Genomic DNA, 19,879 nt, shown 5'->3' on the forward strand with positions numbered 1-19,879 from the left:
CTCTCGGATAATTTTTTAACGCTTTAGATCGTTCTGTAGCTTGGCCCGCAACTGCATAGCGGCTTCGATTCCCAGCGGTTGCTGCAATATGCCGCGCGCATGAGGCGCGATATGATCCGCCGCGCCCTCTTCCGCATCAAAAATATAGTAATCAAACAGTGTCTTCCATGCCTTGCGTTGCGGCGCAGGCAGGTTGCGCAGGCCGAGCACCGCGTGCAAAAGTGCATTAGTGGGGCGCCCCATATAGGCTGCGGAATCCCGCCACCAATGGGTATACAAGACGTTGAGAACCCCGAGACTTTCCACATGGTGCCACCACATACCGGGAATATACAGGGCATCGCCGGCATCCAGCTCAGCTACCTGAGCGTGTGCCAGCGCTTCGCGAAAGCGGGGGAATCTTTCAAAGTCCGGATTGTGAAAATCCACCAGACTTACCTCCTGTCCACCGGGGGCAAACTCCAGTGGCCCGGGATAGAGGTTGGCAATCTGCGCCGGCGGCAGCAGGGTAAAGCGACGACGGCCTGCAATGTTGCAAGCGAGGTTGTTGGGGAAATCATAATGGGCAGCCACCCGCACTCTATTGCCGAGCCACAGGGAACCAATGGGGGAAACGCTGTTCACCCCCGCATCATTGGCGGCGGCGAAGTGCGGAAACCAGTAGGACACTTCGCTGGAAGGCATATAGCGCATTGGCAGCTCCGCAGCGCCGGTGGAACTGAGAATATCTTCCAGCAGATCACCGAGTGGTACCCGGCGGCTGTCAAAATTGAAGCCGCTCATGTCTTCGTTATAGAAAATCCGGCCACCGGTATCCGCACCGCCATAACACCCGATCACCGGATTTCCGCTGTATTGTTTCAGCAGGTATTCCGACATCACCTCCGGCGATTTTTTTCCGGCTTGTACGGCAGGGAAATGGGTGCAGAAGTCGCGCAGAATCACCGGGCGGGAAAAATTCGCAACAGTTTGCAGCACATCGTCAGGAGTTACCCCGCTCAATTCCAGGGTAGTGGGCAGGTTAGCGGTCTCAATAAAGGGTTTTCTCGCGGTCATCACGCTATTCCACCCTGGGCGTTATTGTACGGAGAGGCGACGATTTTTTTCATCGATCAAACGGCGCAGTTGCGATTGGGATGCTATCGCCATGTAGATCGCCTCGAGAAAGCCGGCATTGTGCAACTCGTGCAGGTCGTCAGCATTCAATGCGCGCAGGCGCTCCTCGTCGATGGTATAAAAGCCCTTGAGCTGATTGCTCTCGCCATTGTTGAGCGTGACGTCCAGAGTAAAGAGCTCCAGTAGGCCGTGAATCTGCAGTGCTCGCACGAATTTTTCGCTCTGCTCGATACCGTGGTGAATCGCTTCCAACATATCCGATACGCTGTCCAGAAACGGCGAGTTGCCACCGTATTCAAGGAACAGCGGCTCGCCCTGCTCGCGGCTGATTCTTGGGCTGTCCATGTCGATATGGATGACGCGGCGGGTTTTCTGCACACCGTCTTCGACAAAGTTCTGCCGTCCGATCAGAAAAGGCTCACGACGCACGGTGAGAGGAATGTAGGACGCGGCCCATTCTGCTTTGCCATCGCGCAGGTAGAGGTTTTCGTCAGGTCGCAACCCCAGCAGCACCAGCGGAAAGAAATTGCCACTATTGGCATCCTTCTGAAAAAAAATCGGGTATTGTCCCTGCAGTGCGCGAAATTCCAGTGGAAAGGTAAGCGCGAACCAGCTGTTGTCCCCCAACGCGGCGGAACGCTCTGTCACTACGCGCAGATCGCGGTGTTCCACATTGTTCAGCAGTACGGCATTGGTCATATTACTTCTCTCGTCTATCGTTATTGTTCTTTTGATATAACAATCACTATTTACCAAAAAAGCCGCTGGCCCAAAGACCAGCGGCTTTCCATTGCCTTAACAAACCATCCTGTGAAGTGGTTTAGAAGGCGTAGCGGGCGCCCAATTGCCAGCGCTCACCGCCCTGGTACAGCCCCATGATCTGACGATCATCACGACCATGTACGCGAACGTACTCGTCGGTAACGTTGATACCTTCCAGGAATACCTGCAAGCCTTCAATTTGCGGCACTTCGTAGCTGACATTCAGATCAATCTGGCTGTATGCCTCGGTGTACTGCGGGTTGGCACCGGTACTCTGCCCGCGAGAGTTCAGGAACTCGTCGCGCCAGTTGTAGGCGATACGGGCCTGGAAGCCGTTCTTATCGTAGAAGCCCACCAGGTTGGCGGAATCGCTGAGGCCGATCATTGCCTCCTGATCCACCAACAGGAAGGGATTGTACTCCAGCTCGGAATCCACAATGGTGTAGTTCGCCTGCATACCGAAGCCAGACTCACCGAACATGTGCTGCACCATCAATTCAACACCGTCAATGGTGTTTTCAATGTCACCATTCACCGGAGTGTCGAGACGGAACACCATGTCGTTATCGGTCTCAGGATTACCGGTAATGAAGATCTTGTCGATAGTGACACCGTCTTCCAGGTAAGTGACTTCCACATAGGGGCTGTCAGCGTAGTTCGCCGCGATGTACTCACGAATCGCCTGCGCGTCATTGGCACCGTTTGCACGGGCCTCATCCACCAGCGCGCCATCTGCCGGATTGGGGATGTTGAACAGATTACTGTCAACCTTGCCGGAACTGATGAAGTTGGACACATCCTTCCGGAACAGACCCACGGACGCGTAGCTGGTCTCGCCGTAGTACCACTCCAGAGAGATGTCGTAGTTGATGGATTCGAACGGCAGCAGACCCGGGTTACCGGTGGAGCCTCCGCCAATACCACCATTGGCGATTGTGCCGATGGTGGTGCCGCCCTTGATCGAGTTGTAATCCGGACGGGTGATGGCCTTGCTCACCGCAGCTCGAGTAACCAGCTCTTCACTCAGCTCGAGTTTGAACGCGAGGCTGGGCAGCCAGTAGTCGTAATTACCTTCTTCGGTCAGGTAAACCTGAGAGCCGTCACCAAGGATGGTTACTTCGTTATTGGAGTTCCACTCGGCGCGATTATAGGCCGGCACCACTGACGTGGATTCCACGTCGGTCTGTTCATAGCGCAGACCAGCGTTCACCTGATAAGGCATGCCCGCCATTTCTGAATTGAAGTTGTACTGAGCGTAGGCCGAGGTGGAGGTTTCGGTGGTGGCGCGGTCGGTGTCGGAGCCGTAGTCGGTAGAGGCACAGAATGCGGTGCCGCAGTCACCAACACGGTTGGCCGTGGCGCGGTCCGCGGCATTGTCCGCATACAGGTCCTCGGCTATACCGCGCACGGTGTCGAAATCGAACACGAAGTAGGTGTTGAGCGGGTCGAGACCGCCAAGTTCGGAGAAGTCACCCCAGGACATGTCGAACTTGTCGGAGATGCTTTTCGCCTGGAACAGTTCGTCTGGCAGGTCGGAAGCGGGGCCCGCGCCGCCCCAGTTGTTGCGCTGTACAAACGCAGACTGGGTCCGGTTGTAGACTTCCTGGCGGGCGATACCGAAATCAATGTCGCTGGACTCGTTGATCTCGAAATTACCGCCAAAGCGGAACTGGTCCACCTCTCCTATATCCTTGGTATTTGTGAATACAGAGCCGGTTACCTGGATATCGGAGGCCTTGATGCCGTCATCGGTATAGACGTAGATCGCTGGCAGATCTTCGGTATAGTCCACGCTGCTACCGTTGCGAACCATCGCCGCCAGAGTAAAGGTATTGGAGGTACCCCAGGGGCTGTCGGGGCGGCGCTCTGCTTCCGAGTGCTGACCGTCGAAGAACAGGTTCAGTCTGTCGTTGACCTGCCACTCCAAGTTGATGCCGAGCATATCGCCTTCGTGCACTTCCGCCATGCTACCGCCACCGATCGCCACATCGCTCGGAGAGCTCTTGAACTCGGTGTAAATATCCGGAGAGGAAATGGGACCGTCACTCCAGATACCGCGCTGGTCACCGTCCCAGGAGTGATAAACGGAAATATCATTGAACTGCTTGGCGATTTTATTCTGGTAGTAGTTGTAATCCAGAGTCGCCGTGATGTCGTCGTTCGGTGCCCACTGCAGAACCAGCTGACCGTTGGTGCGCTTGCGCTGCTGCTCTTCAAACTTGTAGGCGGTGTTTTGGGGAACAGAATAGATATCCCCCTCACCCGGGCGGTTGACCTGGTTGTCTACCGGTACCGCGCCCCACTGGTCGTTGACACCGTCCCAGTTATTGTCCATCTGGCCTTCAACACTGATCCAACCGCCCGGCACTGTGGACTGGGCACTGCCACTCTCGCGCTCCTGCACAGAACCGGAGATGGCCACACCGAATTTGCCGTCGGCAAAAGTATCGGAGTAGAAGCCGCTGTACTCGGGAGTGATGTTGGCGTCTTCAGAAGACTCATCCATTACACCTTTTACACCAAAGCGCATGGTGCGCTCGGGGGTGTTCAACGGACGCGCCGTCAGCAGATTGATGGTGGCGCCCATGCCGCCCGAGGGCAGGGTGGCGTCGCTGGTTTTGGCCACTTCCACACCGGTGACCATGTCGGAGGCGATGTTCTGGAAGTCGAAGGAGCGCCCACCGGTATTGGTGGCCATCTGACGGCCATTCAGGGTCACCAGGTTGAAGTCGGGACCCAGACCACGCACGGTAACGCGGCTACCTTCACCATTCACACGGTCGATAGACACACCGGAAATGCGCTGCATGGACTCTGCGAGGTTGGTATCTGGGAACTTGCCGATGTCTTCTGCGGAAATAGCGTCGACGATACCTTTGGCGTCGCGCTTCACATCCATGGATTTTTCGAGGCTGCCGCGGATGCCGAGCACCACTACCTCTTCCAGTGCTGCATCCTGTTCGCTCTGTGCGTAGGCGGCGCCGCTGACGCCAGCCAGGGTGGCGATGGCCACCGCGATGGAATTCTTCTTGAATCCGGTCATTCTGTTCATGGAGTTGTCTCCCCCATCGTCACGTCATTTTCGTTATTGGTTTCGCCGGGGATCGGGTACCTCGAGACCACGCAAGAATAACCCGATCTGGCTCGACGCTATACTCCCGCCACGTCCCAATATGAGTCGTCCCACCTTGCAGTAACGGCAAAAAATGAACTATCCCACCTTGAATCCTGCAAAGCGGGAACGAAAAAACACTTAAATATCAGACAGTTACAGAACTGGCGCAATTTTGCACCGAAAGCGAGCGCACCGCTGCCCACAATGGTGCGGCGGCGGAAAAAAGTGGGGCCACGGCCGTGGCACGACAGAATGACTTGTTAGACAGGGATAGACCGGTCGGTCTCATTTGTCTGCGGAGGGAAGACTGATATGGGGGGATCCGCGAAATTACTCTCAACCCCAGCGTTTTAGTGCGCGCAGGCTGCGCTGGATACTGTCGTGAGGTGCAATCGCATCGTCGCGCTCCACGAAGGTATATTCCAGCCCCGCCGGTGCGGCATGACTGAGCAGCGCAGGGAAATCGATCACGCCCTGCCCCACATCCGCCATGCCGCCCTGGGTATCCGCATCCTTCAAGTGCCACAGCGGGAAGCGGCCGGGATAACGGGCAAAGTACGACGCAGGCTGCTGCCCGGCCTTGTGCATCCAGTACAGGTCCATTTCGAAATACACCGTTGCCGGGTCGGTGTTATCCAGTAACAGCTGGTATGGAACAAAACCGCCGGTTTCCTCGAATTCGAAGTCGTGGTTGTGGTAGGCAAGGCGCAACCCGGTGTCGCGGCACTGGCGACCCCAATCATTCAGGTTCTGCACCAGCTTGCGGTAGTCGCTGGCACTGCGCCGGCTCTGCTCCAGCCAGGCCAGCACCACATATTGGCTGCCGAGCGCTTTGGCCTCGGCGATCACTGCGGAGAAGTCCGACTCCATCTGCTCCAGCGGGAAGTGGCTTGCCGGTGCGCGCAGGCCGCTGCGCTCCAGCAGGTTGCGAACGTCTGCGGCGCTGTGACCGTAAAATCCGGCAAGTTCCACGGTGCGGTAGCCGGCATCGGCCACCTTCGCCAAGGTTGCAGGTACGCTTTCTTCCATCTGGTTGCGCAGTGTGTACAACTGCACGCCGAATAACTCCGGCTCGGCCGCCGCAATCGTGGACATGGTCGCTCCGCTACCGATCAATACCGCCAGCGCACATTTCAGCAGCGCACGGGCCGGGGAAAAAAGGGATATTCATTAGGCAGGTTTTCTCTTGAGGATCATCTTCGTGCGCTCCTCACCGGCTCTAGCCTTTCACAGCTCCTGCGGACAGGCCCGACACCAGAAAACGCTGTAACCAAAGAAACAGGAGCATAACCGGTAGCGATACCAGAATGGAACCGGCGGCAAAGAAGCCCCACTCGGAGGCGTAGTCGCTGACGAAGAAACGCAGCCCCACCGGCACGGTATAGCGGGATTCCTCATCCATGAAGATGGAAGCGAGGATAAATTCATTCCATGCGGTCATGAACGCAAACAGCCCGGTAACGGCAATGGCCGGGCGCGCCAATGGCAGAATGATACGGGTGAAAATGGTCCAGCGGCTGGCGCCCTCCAACAATGCGGACTCCTCAATTTCAAAGGGCAGCGTGTCGAAATAGCCCTTCAGCATCCACACGCAGAACGGCAGCGCGGTAATGGAATACACCAGGATCAACCCAAGCCAGGAGTTGCCGAGCCCCAGCCACTGCACCACGATCACATATAGCGGAATCAGCATCAGCACCGCGGGAAACATCTGCGAGATCAGAAACAGCAGCATGCCGCGCGCGCGGCCGGGGAAACGGAAGCGGGAAAACGCATAGGCGGCGGTACAGCTCAGCGACAGGCCGACGATGGTAGTGGCGAAAGCCACAATCAGGCTGTTGCCGAGCCAGCGCAGAAATGGCTGCTCGGTGAGTACCGCGCGAAAATTGGCCAGAGACCACTGCTCCGGCAACGGGATCAGGGCCATCAACTGCTGTGCGATTCCGGCATCTTCGGGCAGGCGCACCAGGGTCAGGGATTGCTGGCCGGAAAACGCTAGGCTCACCACCCACAGCAGCGGGTAGACCACAATCAGGGACGAGAGCACCAGCAGGGCGAAGCGCCAACTGAATATGTCGCGGGCAATTCGTGTAGGAGCCTGCTTGCAGGCGAACCTGGCCCGCTGCCAAAGTCGTTCGCCTGCAAGCAGGCTCCTACGAGTGGAAGAGCTCATCGGGTTGCCTCCAAGGTGCGACTGATGCGCATCTGCCACATGGCGTAACAGAACAGCAGCGCCAGGATCACCATGGAGTAGGCCGCAGCGTAGGCGTACTGGTACTTCTCAAAGCCGATGCGGAACGCCTTGGTGATCAGGATATCGTTGGCTCCCGCCGGCGCACCGTCGCTTACCAGATAGATGACGTTGAACATGTTGAACGTCCACACCACCGACAGGATCACCGCCGGGATCAGCACCGGTTTCAGCAGCGGCAGGGTGATGGTGCGGAACTGGAACCAGCGCCCGGCACCCTCCACTCTGGCGACTTCGTACAGTTCCCGCGGGATCGACTGCAGGCCACCCAGGATAACCACCATCATGAACGGAATACTCAACCACACATTGGTCACCAGCCCGGTAAAAAAGCTCGCGCCGATCGAGTCGAACCAGGCCACCGGTGCCATACCCAGCACCTGTAGCCCCTGGTTGATAGCCCCGAACTGAGGGTGGAACATGCCCTTCCACACCAGTGCGGTGATGTAGTTGGGGATAGCCCAGGGCAGGATCAAGATCAGGCGAAACCAGGCGCGGCCGAAGATGGGCTTGTCCAGCGCCAGCGCCAGTATCAGCGCGAGGCCCACCGCCAAAGTGACATTGCTCACGGTCCACAGGATCGTGATCAGCAGGGTCCAGTAGAAGTTGTCGAAATCGATGCTGCGCTCGCTGCCCTGCCCCCGCCACAGATGAATATCGCCGAGAATCGCAGCGTAGTTGTCGAACCCGGCAAACCGCGACCACAGCGGGGTGTGCTCGTTGAACACGGTGGTGTCCGTAAACGACAGCAGCAGGCCGTACAGAAGCGGGAACAACACCAGCACCAGCATGCCCAGTATCGCCGGCAGGATATAAAGGTAGGCGGTGCGGTGGGTGCGCCAACCCGCGGCCAGTTGCGCCTTGTAGCGACGCCACAGTAACCACGCCGCCAGTGCCAGGGCAGCGGGCAACAGCCACAGCCAGGCCGGCATCTGTGCCCGGTGCTCGCCGCGGGCGCGAGAGCGTTCCAGGCGCGCCAGATCCGCGCTCAGGCTGCGCTGCAGCTGGCGCATCTCCGCTTCCGGCTGCGCCGCGCCCTTCACCACTTTTTTCAGGACATTTTCCAGCGGTACCCACAACAGGGTCATGGCCGGCAGGTTGGGAATGGGTACCGCCGCTTCCAGCTGACGACGAAATGCCATAGCAGTCTCGTCGGTGGCGATACTCGGGTGTTCGAAGGCACTGATATTCGCCGGCAGCTGCCCGCCCTCAATCGCCATTTTTTCCGCGGACTGACGGCTGGTGAGGTAATCCATCACTGCCACCGCGGCCGCGGGATGCTCAGACCAGGGAGACAGGAACAACCCCTCCACCGCCACCCAGGGCGCCAGCGGCAAGCCGCTCTCGCTGTTGACGGGCAGCGGCACCACCCGGTAATTCACGCCCGGGGCGATTTCCCCCAGCATCCACGGGCCGCTGATCACCATGGCCGCGCGGCCCTGGTTGAACAGGCTGGTGACCAGGGTACTGCTGGGCTCCTCCGGCAGGATGCGATCTTGCCGTGCCCAGCGCGCGAGCATTTCCACAGAGGCGATGTTGGCGCTGTTGGCGAGATCCAGATTGCCGCCGCGATCAAACGGACCGCGGCCAAAGCTGTTCATCAGAGCGCCGTGAAAGAAAGGCTCGGTGTAGCTGTAGGCGAGGCCGAAGCGCCCCGCTTTGCGGTCGGTGTGGCGGCGGGCCTCGGCCACCATGGCGTCGGTAGTGGCGGGGGCGGCCTGTACCAGATCGGTGTTGAGGATCAGCGCCGGGCTCTTGAATGCGAGAGGCAGGCCGTAGAGCTCGCCGCCGAAAGTCATGGCTTCGATCAGGTTTGGCGGAAAGCGGCCGAGTAAGCGCTCACCGACATAGCGATCTATGGGCGCCACCGTGTGCCCGGCGCTGGCCCAGCCCCCGAGGCGGTCGTGGGCGAACACGAACAGATCCGGCCCCTGTCCGCGGGGCAGTGCGGCGGAGAGTTTGTCGGCATAACCGCCGAAGGGCACCGCAAGCGCCTTGACCTGAACATCGCTCTGGCTGCGGTTGTAGTTCTCGATCAGTTGCTCGAAGGCGGCGCGCTCGGCGCCGCGATAGCCGTGCCAGAGGTTCAGGGTTTCGGCAGCAAAGACCTTGCCGGAGAATAAGATCAGAAGGCAGAGCAGTGCTCGTAGGAGCCTGCCTGCAGGCGAACATTGCGGTTTCGATCTAGCCACGCTTTCGCTTGCAAGCAAGCTCCTACAAATCGGGGCGATGATCACGCGCTGACTCCGGCGCGGGCGCCATCGCGGTGAATGCGCTGCTGGCTCGCGGCGTCAAACAGGTACACCGCCGCGGGGTCGAAGGCGAGTTCCAGAGTGTCACCCAGAGTGAACACCCGCAAACCCGGCAGCCGCGCTATCACTTGGTCCGCACCCGCGCGCAGATGCACCAGCATCTCGGCGCCCAGGCTCTCCACCAGTTCGATTTCCCCGCGGAGCCGCGGCCAGTGGGCAGGGGCGCTGGCCGCGTACACCAGCTTCTCGGGGCGCAGCCCCAGCAGCAGATTCTGTTGCAGCCCCCGCAGTTTCGGGCGCGGCAGGGTAAGAAGGTCGCAAACCAACTGCACCCCGTCGTCTTCTACCCGCACCAGGTTCATCGGCGGCGACCCCATAAAACCGGCGACGAAGGTGTTGTCCGGATCGTTGTACAGTTCCAGCGGCGTCCCCACCTGCTGGAGTACACCGCGGTCGAGGATGGCGATGCGCGAGCCGAGAGTCATGGCTTCCACCTGATCGTGGGTGACATACACGGAGGTGGTGCCCAACTGGCGGTGCAGGCGGTGGATCACACCGCGCATTTGCACACGCAGCTCCGCATCCAGGTTGGACAGCGGCTCGTCGAACAAAAACACCTGCGGATCCCGCACCATGGCGCGGCCCAGTGCCACCCGCTGGCACTGGCCACCGGAGAGCTGCCCCGGCTTGCGCTCAAGCAGCTCCGAGAGGCCAAGCGTCGCCGCCGCATCGCGCACCCGCCGCTCGATACCGAGCTTGGGAAAATCGCGCACCCGCAGGCCAAAAGCCATGTTCTCGAACACGCTCATATGGGGGTAGAGGGCGTAATTCTGAAACACCATGGCAATATCCCGATCCCTCGGCGGTAAATCATTTGCCCGGTGACCGCCAATCAGCAGATCGCCGGCGGAAATGGATTCGAGCCCCGCGATCATACGCAGAATGGTGGATTTACCGCAGCCCGACGGCCCTACCAGCACCATGAATTCGCCATCGCGAATTTCCAGGTCCAGCTGTGGCACTGTCGCAGGACCATTGCCATAGCATTTACTGACTCCCCTCAATTCAATTACGGCCACAGGGACATATCTCTCTTCATTCAAACCGCTCCGTTCTTATTATTGCTTTGATGACCTCGCACATCAGAGGATACCCTGCGGACATCCATTAAGCACATGCAGCATAGGCAACGCTGGCCGAGTACAGAAGCCTCGAAAATGTGCAAACATGCGTCGGATTTCTCTCCATATACTTCATTTCCTTCCTCCTGTACTAGATTTAACGGGCGCAGCAGTACCGTGCATTCAGCAGTAAATAAGTACGCTAAGGACAAAGAAACATGCGCCTGGCCCCCCTCGCCACCCTGGCCGCCTTCGGCCTGACCCTGTCCGCCTGTGCGGTAAAACCCACTGCCATGGACGACGCCAGTATTGATTTGCGGGCCAGCAGCGACTGGCAGACCGCGTTTGGCAATCAGCAGCCGGTCACCGGCCCCATCGACCTGAATGAGGCCATCGCCCGCGAACTGAGCGAGGCGCATGTTTCACCGCTGCTCGCCGCGCTGGCGACGCTCAGTCGCGAAGAGCACGAACAACAGCCACTGCACAAATCGGCAGACTGACGCACAGGTTCGACGACACAATATGTCAAAAGCCTGGTCCATTTGGTCAACCACCACCGCGGCGGATACTGCCGGGGTGGTGGTTTCCAGTATCGTATTTCGAAATCCGTCCGCAAAAGTCCTGAGTGCGGTCGCAGACTCTCGTACAATCATCCGTCAAACCCGCACCATAATCACAATAACCACACAGCCAGCCGAGCCACTAGCATGACCGAGATCGCCGCCCCCACTGAAGCCCGACAGTCTCCCGCCTTGAAGTCACTGCTGGAGAATCAGCGCCAGGCCCACCTCGCCAACCCCGCACAGGACCATACGCAGAGGGTTAATGACCTCAAGGCACTGGCGCGGATGATCCGCGAACATCAGGATGAACTGGTACAGGCGGTGAGCCGCGATTACGGCAACCGCTCCCTCCACGAGACCTTGTTTGCGGAAATCTATCCGGCGCTCGACGGTATCAAGGACACCATCAAGCGCCTGAAAAAATGGATGAAGCCCCAGCGCCGGCACATCGACTTTACCGCCTTTCCCACATCGTCTACCAAGGTGATCCCGCAGCCGCTCGGCGTGGTGGGCGTAATCGTACCGTGGAATTTCCCCATCAATCTGTCCTTCGGGCCACTGATCAATATCTTCGCCGCCGGCAACCGGGCGATGGTGAAGATGTCGGAGAACTCTCGCAATCTAACCGCGCTGCTTGCGCGTATCAGCGGCGATTATTTTCCGGAAGACAAATTGGTGTTTATCGAGGAAACCGGTGGGGTGGGCGTCGAGTTTTCCACTCTCAAATTCGATCACCTGATCTTCACCGGCTCCGGCGCCACCGGCCGCAAGGTGATGGCGGCCGCCGCGGCCAACCTCACCCCGGTCACCCTGGAACTGGGCGGCAAATCCCCGGCCATCGTCGGCCCCGATTACGATATCGACACCGCCGTCGAGCGTGTGCTGTTCTGGAAGCTGTTCAACGCAGGCCAGATCTGCACCACTGTCGATTATCTGCTGTTGCCGGAAGACAAAGTGGACGCCTTTGTGGAAAAAGCCAAAAAGGTATTCCGCAAGCGCTACCCGGATATTCAACACCCGGATTACACCTCGGTAATCGACCAGCGCTCGTTCCAGCGTATCTGGCAGACCCTGGATGACGCCGTGCAGAAAGGTGCAAGCGCGATTGACCTGACCGATGGGCAGGGCAGCCGCGACGACCCGATGAAAAAATTCCCCGCGCACCTGCTGATTCATGTCAGCGAAGAGATGGACGTGATGAAACGGGAAATCTTCGGCCCGCTGCTGCCGATCAAAACCTACAAGAACCGCGAGGAAGTGGCGGCCTATATCAACAGCGGCGACCGCCCGCTGGCGATTTACCCGTTCACCCGCGACAAAAACCTACAGAATTTCTATATCGATAATGTCATGTCCGGCGGCGTCAGCGTGAACAATGCCGTACTGCATGTGGGCCAGCACGACATTCCGTTTGGCGGCGTAGGCGAAAGCGGCATGGGCCACTACCATGGCCACGAAGGTTTCCTCACCTTCTCGAAACTGCGCCCGGTGTTTTACCAGGGCCCGCTCGACCCACTGAAACTGCTGATGCCGCCCTATGGAAAAGTCGCGGACAAGATGATGAAGTTGATGCTGCGCCTGACGAAATAAAATTCGCGGAGCGCCGCTCCGCAACCCCCAAACTGGTACGCCCATACCTCTGTTTTCTATTTAATCATCCGCCCAACACCATTAGAATTTCCTTTTGCAAAACAAATACATTTTCAAAAGGACCTGAAAGTGAATACAGTCATACTCTGCAACAGAAATCTCTCGTCGCCCGTGATACAGCAGGCCTGCAACCTGAACCTGCAGCAGTTTTCCGAACTCCACTGCCCGACCCCAAGGCTAGCAAAAGCCAATACCCCCTATCTGCTGAACGGGCACAATGATGCACAGGGAAAGCGCATCCAAACCCTACTCGCCCCCGCCCACATCGCCCGCCCCGTCACCGAGCTTTCCCTCACATTTGGCGAGGACAATACCATCGCAATAGCCGCGATGATGGAACAGCTGAAGGACTACAACATCGCATTGACCGGAGCCTCAACTAGTATTTACGGGGAGCGCATCAATGGCTTCGCCAAGTCGGTAAAGGAGTACCAAATAGCACTGCTTACCTACCGCGATGCGAAATTGAGCGGGGCAAGCAACCATGGTCTGCTCAAGCAACAAGCGCACGCTGCTTTCATGCGGATGCAGAGGACATTCAATGCGGAATTGAACAATGTCACCAGTCACATTCGCTCCCGGCGGGGTAGCCCTCTTACCAGCGCAGAACGCGGCACCAATATTGCCAGCAGCAACCGCAACGCCGCAAAACTGCAGTTTTCAAGTGAGATCGAAGCGCATAAACTGGTCAGGTTCAGTCAATATACGAAATTGCTGGGCAACGGGCTTGCCGTTGTCGATTTTGGCGTGAGAGCAGGGAAAATTCACAGCTCCTACAAGGCTGGCGGAGATTGGGAGAGAGATCTGTTTATAGAATCCAGTCGATTTGCGGCCAGTGCCGGAGCGGGCGTTATCGCAGCCAAGGCCGGAATTGCCATTTTTATGTTCGCGACACCGGTAGGCTGGGCTGCAGTCATTGCAGGTGGACTGCTCATTGCTGGCACAGCAGTAGTCTCTATTGCAGCTGATCGACACTTCGAAAAGAATGGCGAGCTATATTACGACAACATTATGGGCGCGCTGAGCAAATAATGGGCACACTTAATTATGTAATTCTATTTTCTTCCTTCGGGCTTATGCTTGGCTGGGTATTTTATGTGGTCTTTGGGCAAGTAACCGTTAGAAAGTTAAGAAGAAATCCAATAACGAAAGCGCATTTGGGTGTGGAATTCATTAGCGGATGGGATATTTTCAATGTCGCCCAAGCATTAGCAACCCCTAGAAAATTTCACAAGATTCTGGAAAAAGGAAAGCTGGCTTTTTTGAACGCCGATTCTGAGATTTTACTCAAGAACACAAATACCACTGATCGGGTTCTGGCCATTATTTTTTTCTGGACCTTTTTCCTTTCTGGTTCAGTTATGATATTCGCCATACTGATAGACACAGCAATGTAATCACCATTCAACCCCCTTCCGCGCAGAAACACCATGTTCAAATGCGTGTTTCTGCGATTTCATTTCCGTTACCGTGTCCGCCAAATCCACCAGATACTGTTTGGCGCCGCGGCCGGTGATGATCACGCTCTGTTCCGGGGGGCGGTTTGCGATAGCCTCCAGCACTTCCGACTTATCCAGCCACTTGTAGTTGAGCGCGTAGGTCAGCTCGTCCATCACTACCAGGTATACGCTGTTATCGGCGAGTGCGGACTTCAGTTTTTCCCACAGAGCCAGAGCCGCCGCCTTGTCCGCCGCGAAATCCTGGGTTTCCCAGGTAAAGTCGGTGCCCATCTCGTACCATTGCAACGGGTATTTTCTCGGATCCAGCTGTGAAAGCAGGTTCTTCTCCCCGCACTCCCACACCCCCTTGATAAACTGCCCCACCACCACCTTGTAGCCATAGCCCAGCGCGCGGGTAACGGTGCCGACTGCCGCGGTGGTTTTGCCTTTGCCGTCGCCGGTGTAGACGATGACGATACCGCGCTCTTCCAGCGCCTTGGCCACACCGGCATCGACGATTTCCTTGCGCGCCTGCATGCGTTCTTTGTGGCGTTGCTGTTTGTTGTTTTCAGATTCAGACATATCAATCAACCCGGAAAATTTGAAAGAAGCATAACAGCTTACGGAGTACAGAAACCGCCGCGCGAAAGCGCGCTGGCGGCCCGATGCGGAACGATTGCCGACAGGTTGTGGAGTATCGGGCCGCCAGCGCGCGCCCGGGGGAAGGAAAAACATTTGCAGGAAAGGGAGCGGGCCTTTGCGGCCCGCTGTCGGAGCTGGAGCTCCGCACTCCCGGGGGTTAGTTCAGACTAAACCGCACGCCGGCGTACACAGCAGCGCCGGCAGAGTTGAAGCCAGCCACCTCGCTGTAGTCCTCGTTTAGCAGGTTTTCACCGCGCAGGGTGAGCGCCAGGCGTTCGCTGAACTGGTAAGCCGCGTTCAGATCGAAGCGGTTGTAGGCGTCTGGTGCCACTGGCGCGCCACCCAAAGGATTGATGCTCAGGCGGTCATCGACATGGCGCAGGTTCGCCGCCAGGGTCAGGCGCTCGCCCAGCAGCGTGTAGCTGGCACCGAGGTTATATACTTTCTCGGCCACATTCAGGCGCTGCTCGCCTTCGCTATCGCGGCTGTCCAGCCAGGTACCGTTGGCATGCCAGCGACCCGCCTCTCCCAGAGTGCCGGAAAGCGACAGCTCGAAACCATCGGAATCACTCTCGCCATCGTCCTGGGCGTAGGCGCCCCAGCCAGTACCGAGACCATTCACATAGACAATGGCATCGGTCACTGTCTGCTGGAATGCGACAAGCTCCAGTTGCAGCAGCTCGGCATAACTGTACTCCAGCGCCACCTCAACACCGCGGCTGGTTTCCGGACTGACCGGCGCAACACCGCTCACCACGTTGGTGGAGGTTTCATAGGGGCTCGGGGCGCGGAAGCCGGTGCTGGCGCTGGCGCGGTACTTGATCTGCTGGTTGCTGCCGATCAGTTGCGGTACCGCGGCGGATACGCGCCAGCTGTTGTGGGTCTCGCCGCGGATGTCATCTCCATCGAAACTGTCGTGTCGGAAACCCAGGTTGTAGAAAATCTTGCCAGCCACGTCGCCGCGCCACTCGCCGAAGACGCCAAGCAGTTCCAATGACTGATCACTGTCGTTAGCGGTGTAATCCTGCTGATCCAGATCCGCGCCCCAGGAAAGTTCGCCGGCAGCCAGTTTGAGGTTGCCGAAGTAGTTCAACTCATCGATGCTACCCTCCACCGCGTAGCTGCTCACACCTTCCGCCAGACTGTCGCGCTCCAGTTCCTGACTGGAAACAGACAGTCGATTGGCGACGCTGCCGAGTTGCAGATCGCCGGCGAGCTGATAGCTGGTCTGGGTGTACTGGTCTTCGCAGTCGTTGCTGGGATTCCAACCTGCGTAGCAGTTGTCAAATCCCGTATCCGCGTCCAACTGGCGGACCTGCCCTTCCAGCGAGAAAGTGTCGCTGAATTGGTAACCCAGCTTCGCGCTGACGGTCTGGTTGTCGTAACCATCGCGCTCGCCGCTGGTATCGCTCACCCGCGCATTGAAACCGTCGCTTTCAAGCTGGCTCAGGTCGAGCGCGTAGTTCCAGCCACTCTGCACACCGCGCAGAGCCACCTGCGTCCGGTGGGTGTTGTAGCGACCGGTTTCACCGCTCAATTGCAGCTCCAGCGGTTGGCTTGCGCGCTTGGTGATGATGTTGATCACACCGCCGGCGCCGGCACCGTACATCATCCCTTGCGGCCCGCGCAGAACTTCGATGCGCTCCACATCGCTCGCCAGGATGTGTTGAAACTGAGTGGTGACCTGGGTGTTGGTGGGGTCGGCCACGTTGATGCCGTCCACCAGCACCAGAGTGCGGGAACCGGACTCGCCGCGCACATACACATTGCTGACCTTGCCGAGGCCACCGTTGTTGGCCGCGGAAATTCCCGGCAGGGTTTTGATCACATCCATCAGGGTGCTGTAGCCGAGTTTTTCGATATCCGCGGCAGTGAGCACGGACACGGAAACCGCCGTCTGCGCCTTAGGTACCTCCACACGGCTCGCGGTGACGGTGATCAGTTCCAGGTTGTTCTCGGAATTGTTGGTGTCCGCAAACGCGGATTGCGCGGCCAGTGCTACCGCACCGGCGAGAATAATTTTGTTCATGGTGAGCCCCAATCAAAAAATGGTCGATTGAGGGAGGGGAATACAAGGGCAGGAATTAAGGACAGCCGGGACCAGCGCAATGCTCGGTACCTCGCCGCAAGCAAGCCCAGACAAAGCCCTCCGCTTTATCGTTCAAGGTTCACTCGAGGCCGGTATCGGGCTTATCGTGCTCTCAGTATTCCAAGAACCGAATCACCGTTGCGGGGGCAGCGTCGGATTTGGCCTGCGGTTTTACACAGACGGACACCGACTTCCCGTTTACCCCAACCAAGGCCGCCGCTTGTGGCGGATTGACCTGTTGGGCACCTGGAGTGCGCGCGATTATATCAGATCCCCGGCGATAAACTCCGGGCGTCCATTGCGCCAGCGAAATTCGCTGTGGATTCCGTATACCGCGCCGACCAGCTGTGGTGTCAGCACCGTTTCCGCGGTGCCTTCGGCGCGCAGCCCTCCATCCTGCAGCAACAGGATGCGGTCGCAATAGCGGGCCGCAAGCGGTAGGTCATGCAGGGCCAGAATCACGGTCTTGCCCGCATCCGCCTGCTGGCGGAAGGTCTGCATCAACTGCAGCTGGTGGCGGATATCCAGTGCCGCGCCCGGCTCATCGGCGATCAGCACCGGTGCGTTGGCGACGAGCAAGCGCGCGAGTTGCACGCGGCGCAGTTCGCCCCCGGAGAGCTGTGTCACCGGGCGCGCAGCAAAGTGAAATGCATCCACTTGGTTCAGCGCGGCCGCAACCCGTGCCCACCGGCGGGACCTATCCAGGCTCCGCCCCCAGGGCAATAGCCCCAGCGCCACCAGATCCTGCGCCGCCATACTCCACGCGGGAGCTTCCTGCTGTGGCAGATAGGCGATGAGGCGCGCACGCTCGGCGGCGGAGACGCCGGTGATGGCGCGATCGTCGAGGGTCAGGCTGCCCGCTGTCGGCAGCAGAACACCCGCGAGACAGCTGAGCAGGCTGCTCTTACCGGCGCCATTAGGGCCGATCACTGCAGTGAGTTCCCCGGCTTGAAAGGAACAGTCGACATTTTCCAACACCTTGCGCCGGTTGCGTGTCAGGGAAAGATTTCTGCCGTGCAACGCCATTGGCTGGAATTCGCTCACAGGTTCATCTCCCGCCGCCCGCTGACAATCAACCAGAAAAAGAACGGAGCGCCGATAAACGCGGTGACCGCACCAATGCGCAGCTCCTGCACGCCCACCGTGTTGAGTACCAGAATATCCGCCAACAACAACAACAGCGCCCCGGCCAGCGCACTCGCCCACAGCAACCGCCCCGGATCCTGCCCCACCAGTGGGCGCATCAGGTGCGGCACCACCAGGCCGATAAACCCGATGGTTCCCACCACGGCCACGGAGCTGCCCACCGCAAACGCAATACCAAATAAAACCAGCAGCGGATAGCGGCGGCCGGAAAAACCCAGCGACGCCGCAGTCGATTCACCGAGCGAAAGCGCGCGCAGATAATTGCGGGAAAGCAACAGCATCACCGCACCCACAAACATAAACGGCAGCGCCAGCAGTACCTGATCCCAACCACGGTTGGCCAGCGAACCCAACAGCCAGAACACGATCTCCTGCATGGCAAACATGCTCGGCGCATAGTTGAGAGCCAGCGCCATCAGAGCCGACAGAAAGGCGTTGATCGCCACCCCCGCCAACACCAGCCGCGTGGCACTGGCGCCGCGCCCGGCCAGCAGCCACACACTGCCCACAGCAAGCAGCGCGCCGAGAATGGCCAGCAGCGGCAGCGCCACCCCGCCAGATACAGCGCCGTAATACAGCAGCAGAATCGCCGCCAGTGCCGCGCCACTGCTCACCCCCAGCAGGGCCGGTTCGGCCAGTGGATTGCGCAGCATGCCCTGCATGGCCGCACCACCCATGCCTAACGCCGCACCAACCAACAGCGCCAGTGCCGCCCGCGGTAGCCGCAGCTGCCACAGGATCACCGCATCGCTGTTGTCGCTGTGCCAGCCGCTGACAATTGCCTGCCACAGATCGAGCTTTACCGGGCCGCTGGCCAGTGCCGCGAGCAGCGCCAGCGGCAGTGCGCACGCAAGCAGCAGGAAAAAAAATTTATGGCTGTTGGACAAGTTCGGCTCTCTTCTTCTGTAACTGTTCAAGCGCATCCACCGCCGCCAGCGCCGGACAATACCCCAGCGCCTCCGGCAAGCGATAACTGCGACCGCTGTCGATGTAACGCTTCAGCACCGGGTGGCGCTCGGCGAGATGGGCGATCGCAAAATCCTGCGCACCGCCGTAAAACACCAGCAGGTCCGGTTGCAGAGCAATTACCTGCTCCAGGCTTACCCGCCCCAGCTGGTCAATCCCCTGCTCCGCCGCCAGATTGATAAATCCCGCGCGTGTCAGCAACTGGTGCTCCAGCATGCCGCTGCCGTAGGTGATGTTGTTGGCGGACAGAATCAGTGCGGTGGGATGTTTAACATCGGCAGCTTGCGGATTTTTCTGGCGCGCCGGTGCAAGCAGTTCCGCCAGTTGCTGTTGCCGCGCGCGCAACGGCGGCAGCGGTCCCAGCGCTTGTTCCAGCGCACCCAGCTGCGTCTGCAATTGTTCGAGAGTGTAGGCATCGGGAATCCGCACCACTCTGAATCCCATTTCCTCCAGCCGCGCCGCCGCGCGCTGCGCCCCAAACTGCCCTGCCAGCACCAGGTCCGGCTGCAACGGGATCAGTTCCTCGGCCTGGGCGCGGTTGAGCGCCACGTGCTCGGGAATGGGGGCGTTGCGGTACTGCGCCTCGGCAGAGAGCCAGGTGACGGAAACAATCTTCTGCGGCGGCACCCAGCGCAACAGTATCTGGTCGAGACACAGGTTGAGGGAGGCGATGCGCTCGGCGGCGGGCGCCGGTAGCGCGATCGCAAACAACAGCGCGGCAATCCACCGCGCCGCCGGCGGCCTCCCCGCGTATCCCCGCCCCACGG

16 protein-coding genes and 1 riboswitch are annotated in these 19,879 nt (G+C 58.9%); of the genes, 4 read left to right on the top strand and 12 right to left on the bottom strand.

All coding sequences use genetic code 11. From position 1 onward, the window contains the following. Positions 1-15: 15 nt before the first annotated feature. The 7 genes from GNX18_RS11095 to GNX18_RS11125 all read right to left on the bottom strand — a co-directional run bounded on the left by GNX18_RS11095 (position 16) and on the right by GNX18_RS11125 (position 10,575). Entirely contained in the window at positions 16-1,056 is a 1,041-nt protein-coding gene (locus GNX18_RS11095) for a cupin-like domain-containing protein (RefSeq protein WP_166218044.1), read from the bottom strand. A 21-nt stretch (positions 1,057-1,077) separates the two neighbouring features. Continuing rightward, a complete protein-coding gene (locus tag GNX18_RS11100) occupies positions 1,078-1,815 on the bottom strand; it encodes a SapC family protein (RefSeq protein WP_166218047.1) in 738 nt (245 codons plus the stop codon). A 121-nt stretch (positions 1,816-1,936) separates the two neighbouring features. Then, positions 1,937-4,930, bottom strand: a complete 2,994-nt coding sequence (locus GNX18_RS11105; RefSeq protein ID WP_166218050.1) for a TonB-dependent receptor — start codon at positions 4,928-4,930, stop codon at positions 1,937-1,939. A gap of 399 nt (positions 4,931-5,329) precedes the next feature. After that, positions 5,330-6,088, bottom strand: a complete 759-nt coding sequence (locus GNX18_RS11110) for a sugar phosphate isomerase/epimerase (protein ID WP_166218053.1) — start codon at positions 6,086-6,088, stop codon at positions 5,330-5,332. A 124-nt stretch (positions 6,089-6,212) separates the two neighbouring features. After that, a complete protein-coding gene (locus GNX18_RS11115; protein WP_240913979.1) occupies positions 6,213-7,166 on the bottom strand; it encodes a sugar ABC transporter permease in 954 nt (317 codons plus the stop codon). Further along, a complete protein-coding gene (locus tag GNX18_RS11120; RefSeq protein ID WP_166218056.1) occupies positions 7,163-9,436 on the bottom strand; it encodes an extracellular solute-binding protein in 2,274 nt (757 codons plus the stop codon). Before GNX18_RS11120 ends, GNX18_RS11115 begins: the two co-directional genes overlap by 4 nt. Before the next feature lie 41 nt (positions 9,437-9,477). Continuing rightward, the gene (locus GNX18_RS11125; protein ID WP_166218059.1) at positions 9,478-10,575 is read right to left on the bottom strand and encodes an ABC transporter ATP-binding protein; all 1,098 of its coding nucleotides are present in this window, start codon (positions 10,573-10,575) and stop codon (positions 9,478-9,480) included. A gap of 260 nt (positions 10,576-10,835) precedes the next feature. On the opposite strand from GNX18_RS11125, the gene GNX18_RS11130 reads away from it, so the two are divergent. The 4 genes from GNX18_RS11130 to GNX18_RS11145 all read left to right on the top strand — a co-directional run bounded on the left by GNX18_RS11130 (position 10,836) and on the right by GNX18_RS11145 (position 14,227). After that, positions 10,836-11,117, top strand: a complete 282-nt coding sequence (locus GNX18_RS11130; protein WP_166218062.1) for a hypothetical protein — start codon at positions 10,836-10,838, stop codon at positions 11,115-11,117. 207 nt (positions 11,118-11,324) lie between these two features. After that, on the top strand, positions 11,325-12,770 hold the full coding sequence (locus tag GNX18_RS11135; RefSeq protein ID WP_166218065.1) for a coniferyl aldehyde dehydrogenase: 1,446 nt from the start codon (positions 11,325-11,327) through the stop codon (positions 12,768-12,770). A 129-nt stretch (positions 12,771-12,899) separates the two neighbouring features. Next, entirely contained in the window at positions 12,900-13,862 is a 963-nt protein-coding gene (locus GNX18_RS11140; RefSeq protein ID WP_166218068.1) for a hypothetical protein, read from the top strand. Next, the gene (locus GNX18_RS11145; protein ID WP_138237191.1) at positions 13,862-14,227 is read left to right on the top strand and encodes a hypothetical protein; all 366 of its coding nucleotides are present in this window, start codon (positions 13,862-13,864) and stop codon (positions 14,225-14,227) included. The genes GNX18_RS11140 and GNX18_RS11145 overlap by 1 nt, the downstream gene beginning before the upstream one ends. Here GNX18_RS11145 and cobO read toward each other — a convergent pair whose 3' ends face one another. The 5 genes from cobO to GNX18_RS11170 form a co-directional block, all read right to left on the bottom strand. Continuing rightward, complete coding sequence (gene cobO, locus GNX18_RS11150; RefSeq protein WP_166218071.1) at positions 14,228-14,851, bottom strand: cob(I)yrinic acid a,c-diamide adenosyltransferase; 624 nt, start codon at positions 14,849-14,851, stop codon at positions 14,228-14,230. A 217-nt stretch (positions 14,852-15,068) separates the two neighbouring features. Further along, positions 15,069-16,940: a TonB-dependent siderophore receptor gene (locus GNX18_RS11155; protein WP_166218075.1), complete on the bottom strand. Its 1,872-nt coding sequence runs from the start codon at positions 16,938-16,940 to the stop codon at positions 15,069-15,071. 129 nt (positions 16,941-17,069) lie between these two features. Next, a riboswitch (cobalamin riboswitch) is annotated at positions 17,070-17,265 on the bottom strand. Further along, positions 17,262-18,044, bottom strand: coding sequence for an ABC transporter ATP-binding protein (locus GNX18_RS11160; RefSeq protein WP_166218078.1), 783 nt, complete (start codon positions 18,042-18,044; stop codon positions 17,262-17,264). It overlaps the preceding riboswitch by 4 nt. After that, positions 18,041-19,033, bottom strand: coding sequence for an iron ABC transporter permease (locus GNX18_RS11165; RefSeq protein ID WP_205827891.1), 993 nt, complete (start codon positions 19,031-19,033; stop codon positions 18,041-18,043). Before GNX18_RS11165 ends, GNX18_RS11160 begins: the two co-directional genes overlap by 4 nt. Beyond that, on the bottom strand, positions 19,017-19,877 hold the full coding sequence (locus GNX18_RS11170) for an ABC transporter substrate-binding protein (protein WP_166218083.1): 861 nt from the start codon (positions 19,875-19,877) through the stop codon (positions 19,017-19,019). The genes GNX18_RS11165 and GNX18_RS11170 overlap by 17 nt, the downstream gene beginning before the upstream one ends. Positions 19,878-19,879: the final 2 nt, after the last annotated feature.

The sequence above is a fragment of the Microbulbifer sp. SH-1 genome, assembly GCF_011326135.1.
GTDB classification, from domain to species: Bacteria; Pseudomonadota; Gammaproteobacteria; order Pseudomonadales; family Cellvibrionaceae; genus Microbulbifer; species Microbulbifer harenosus.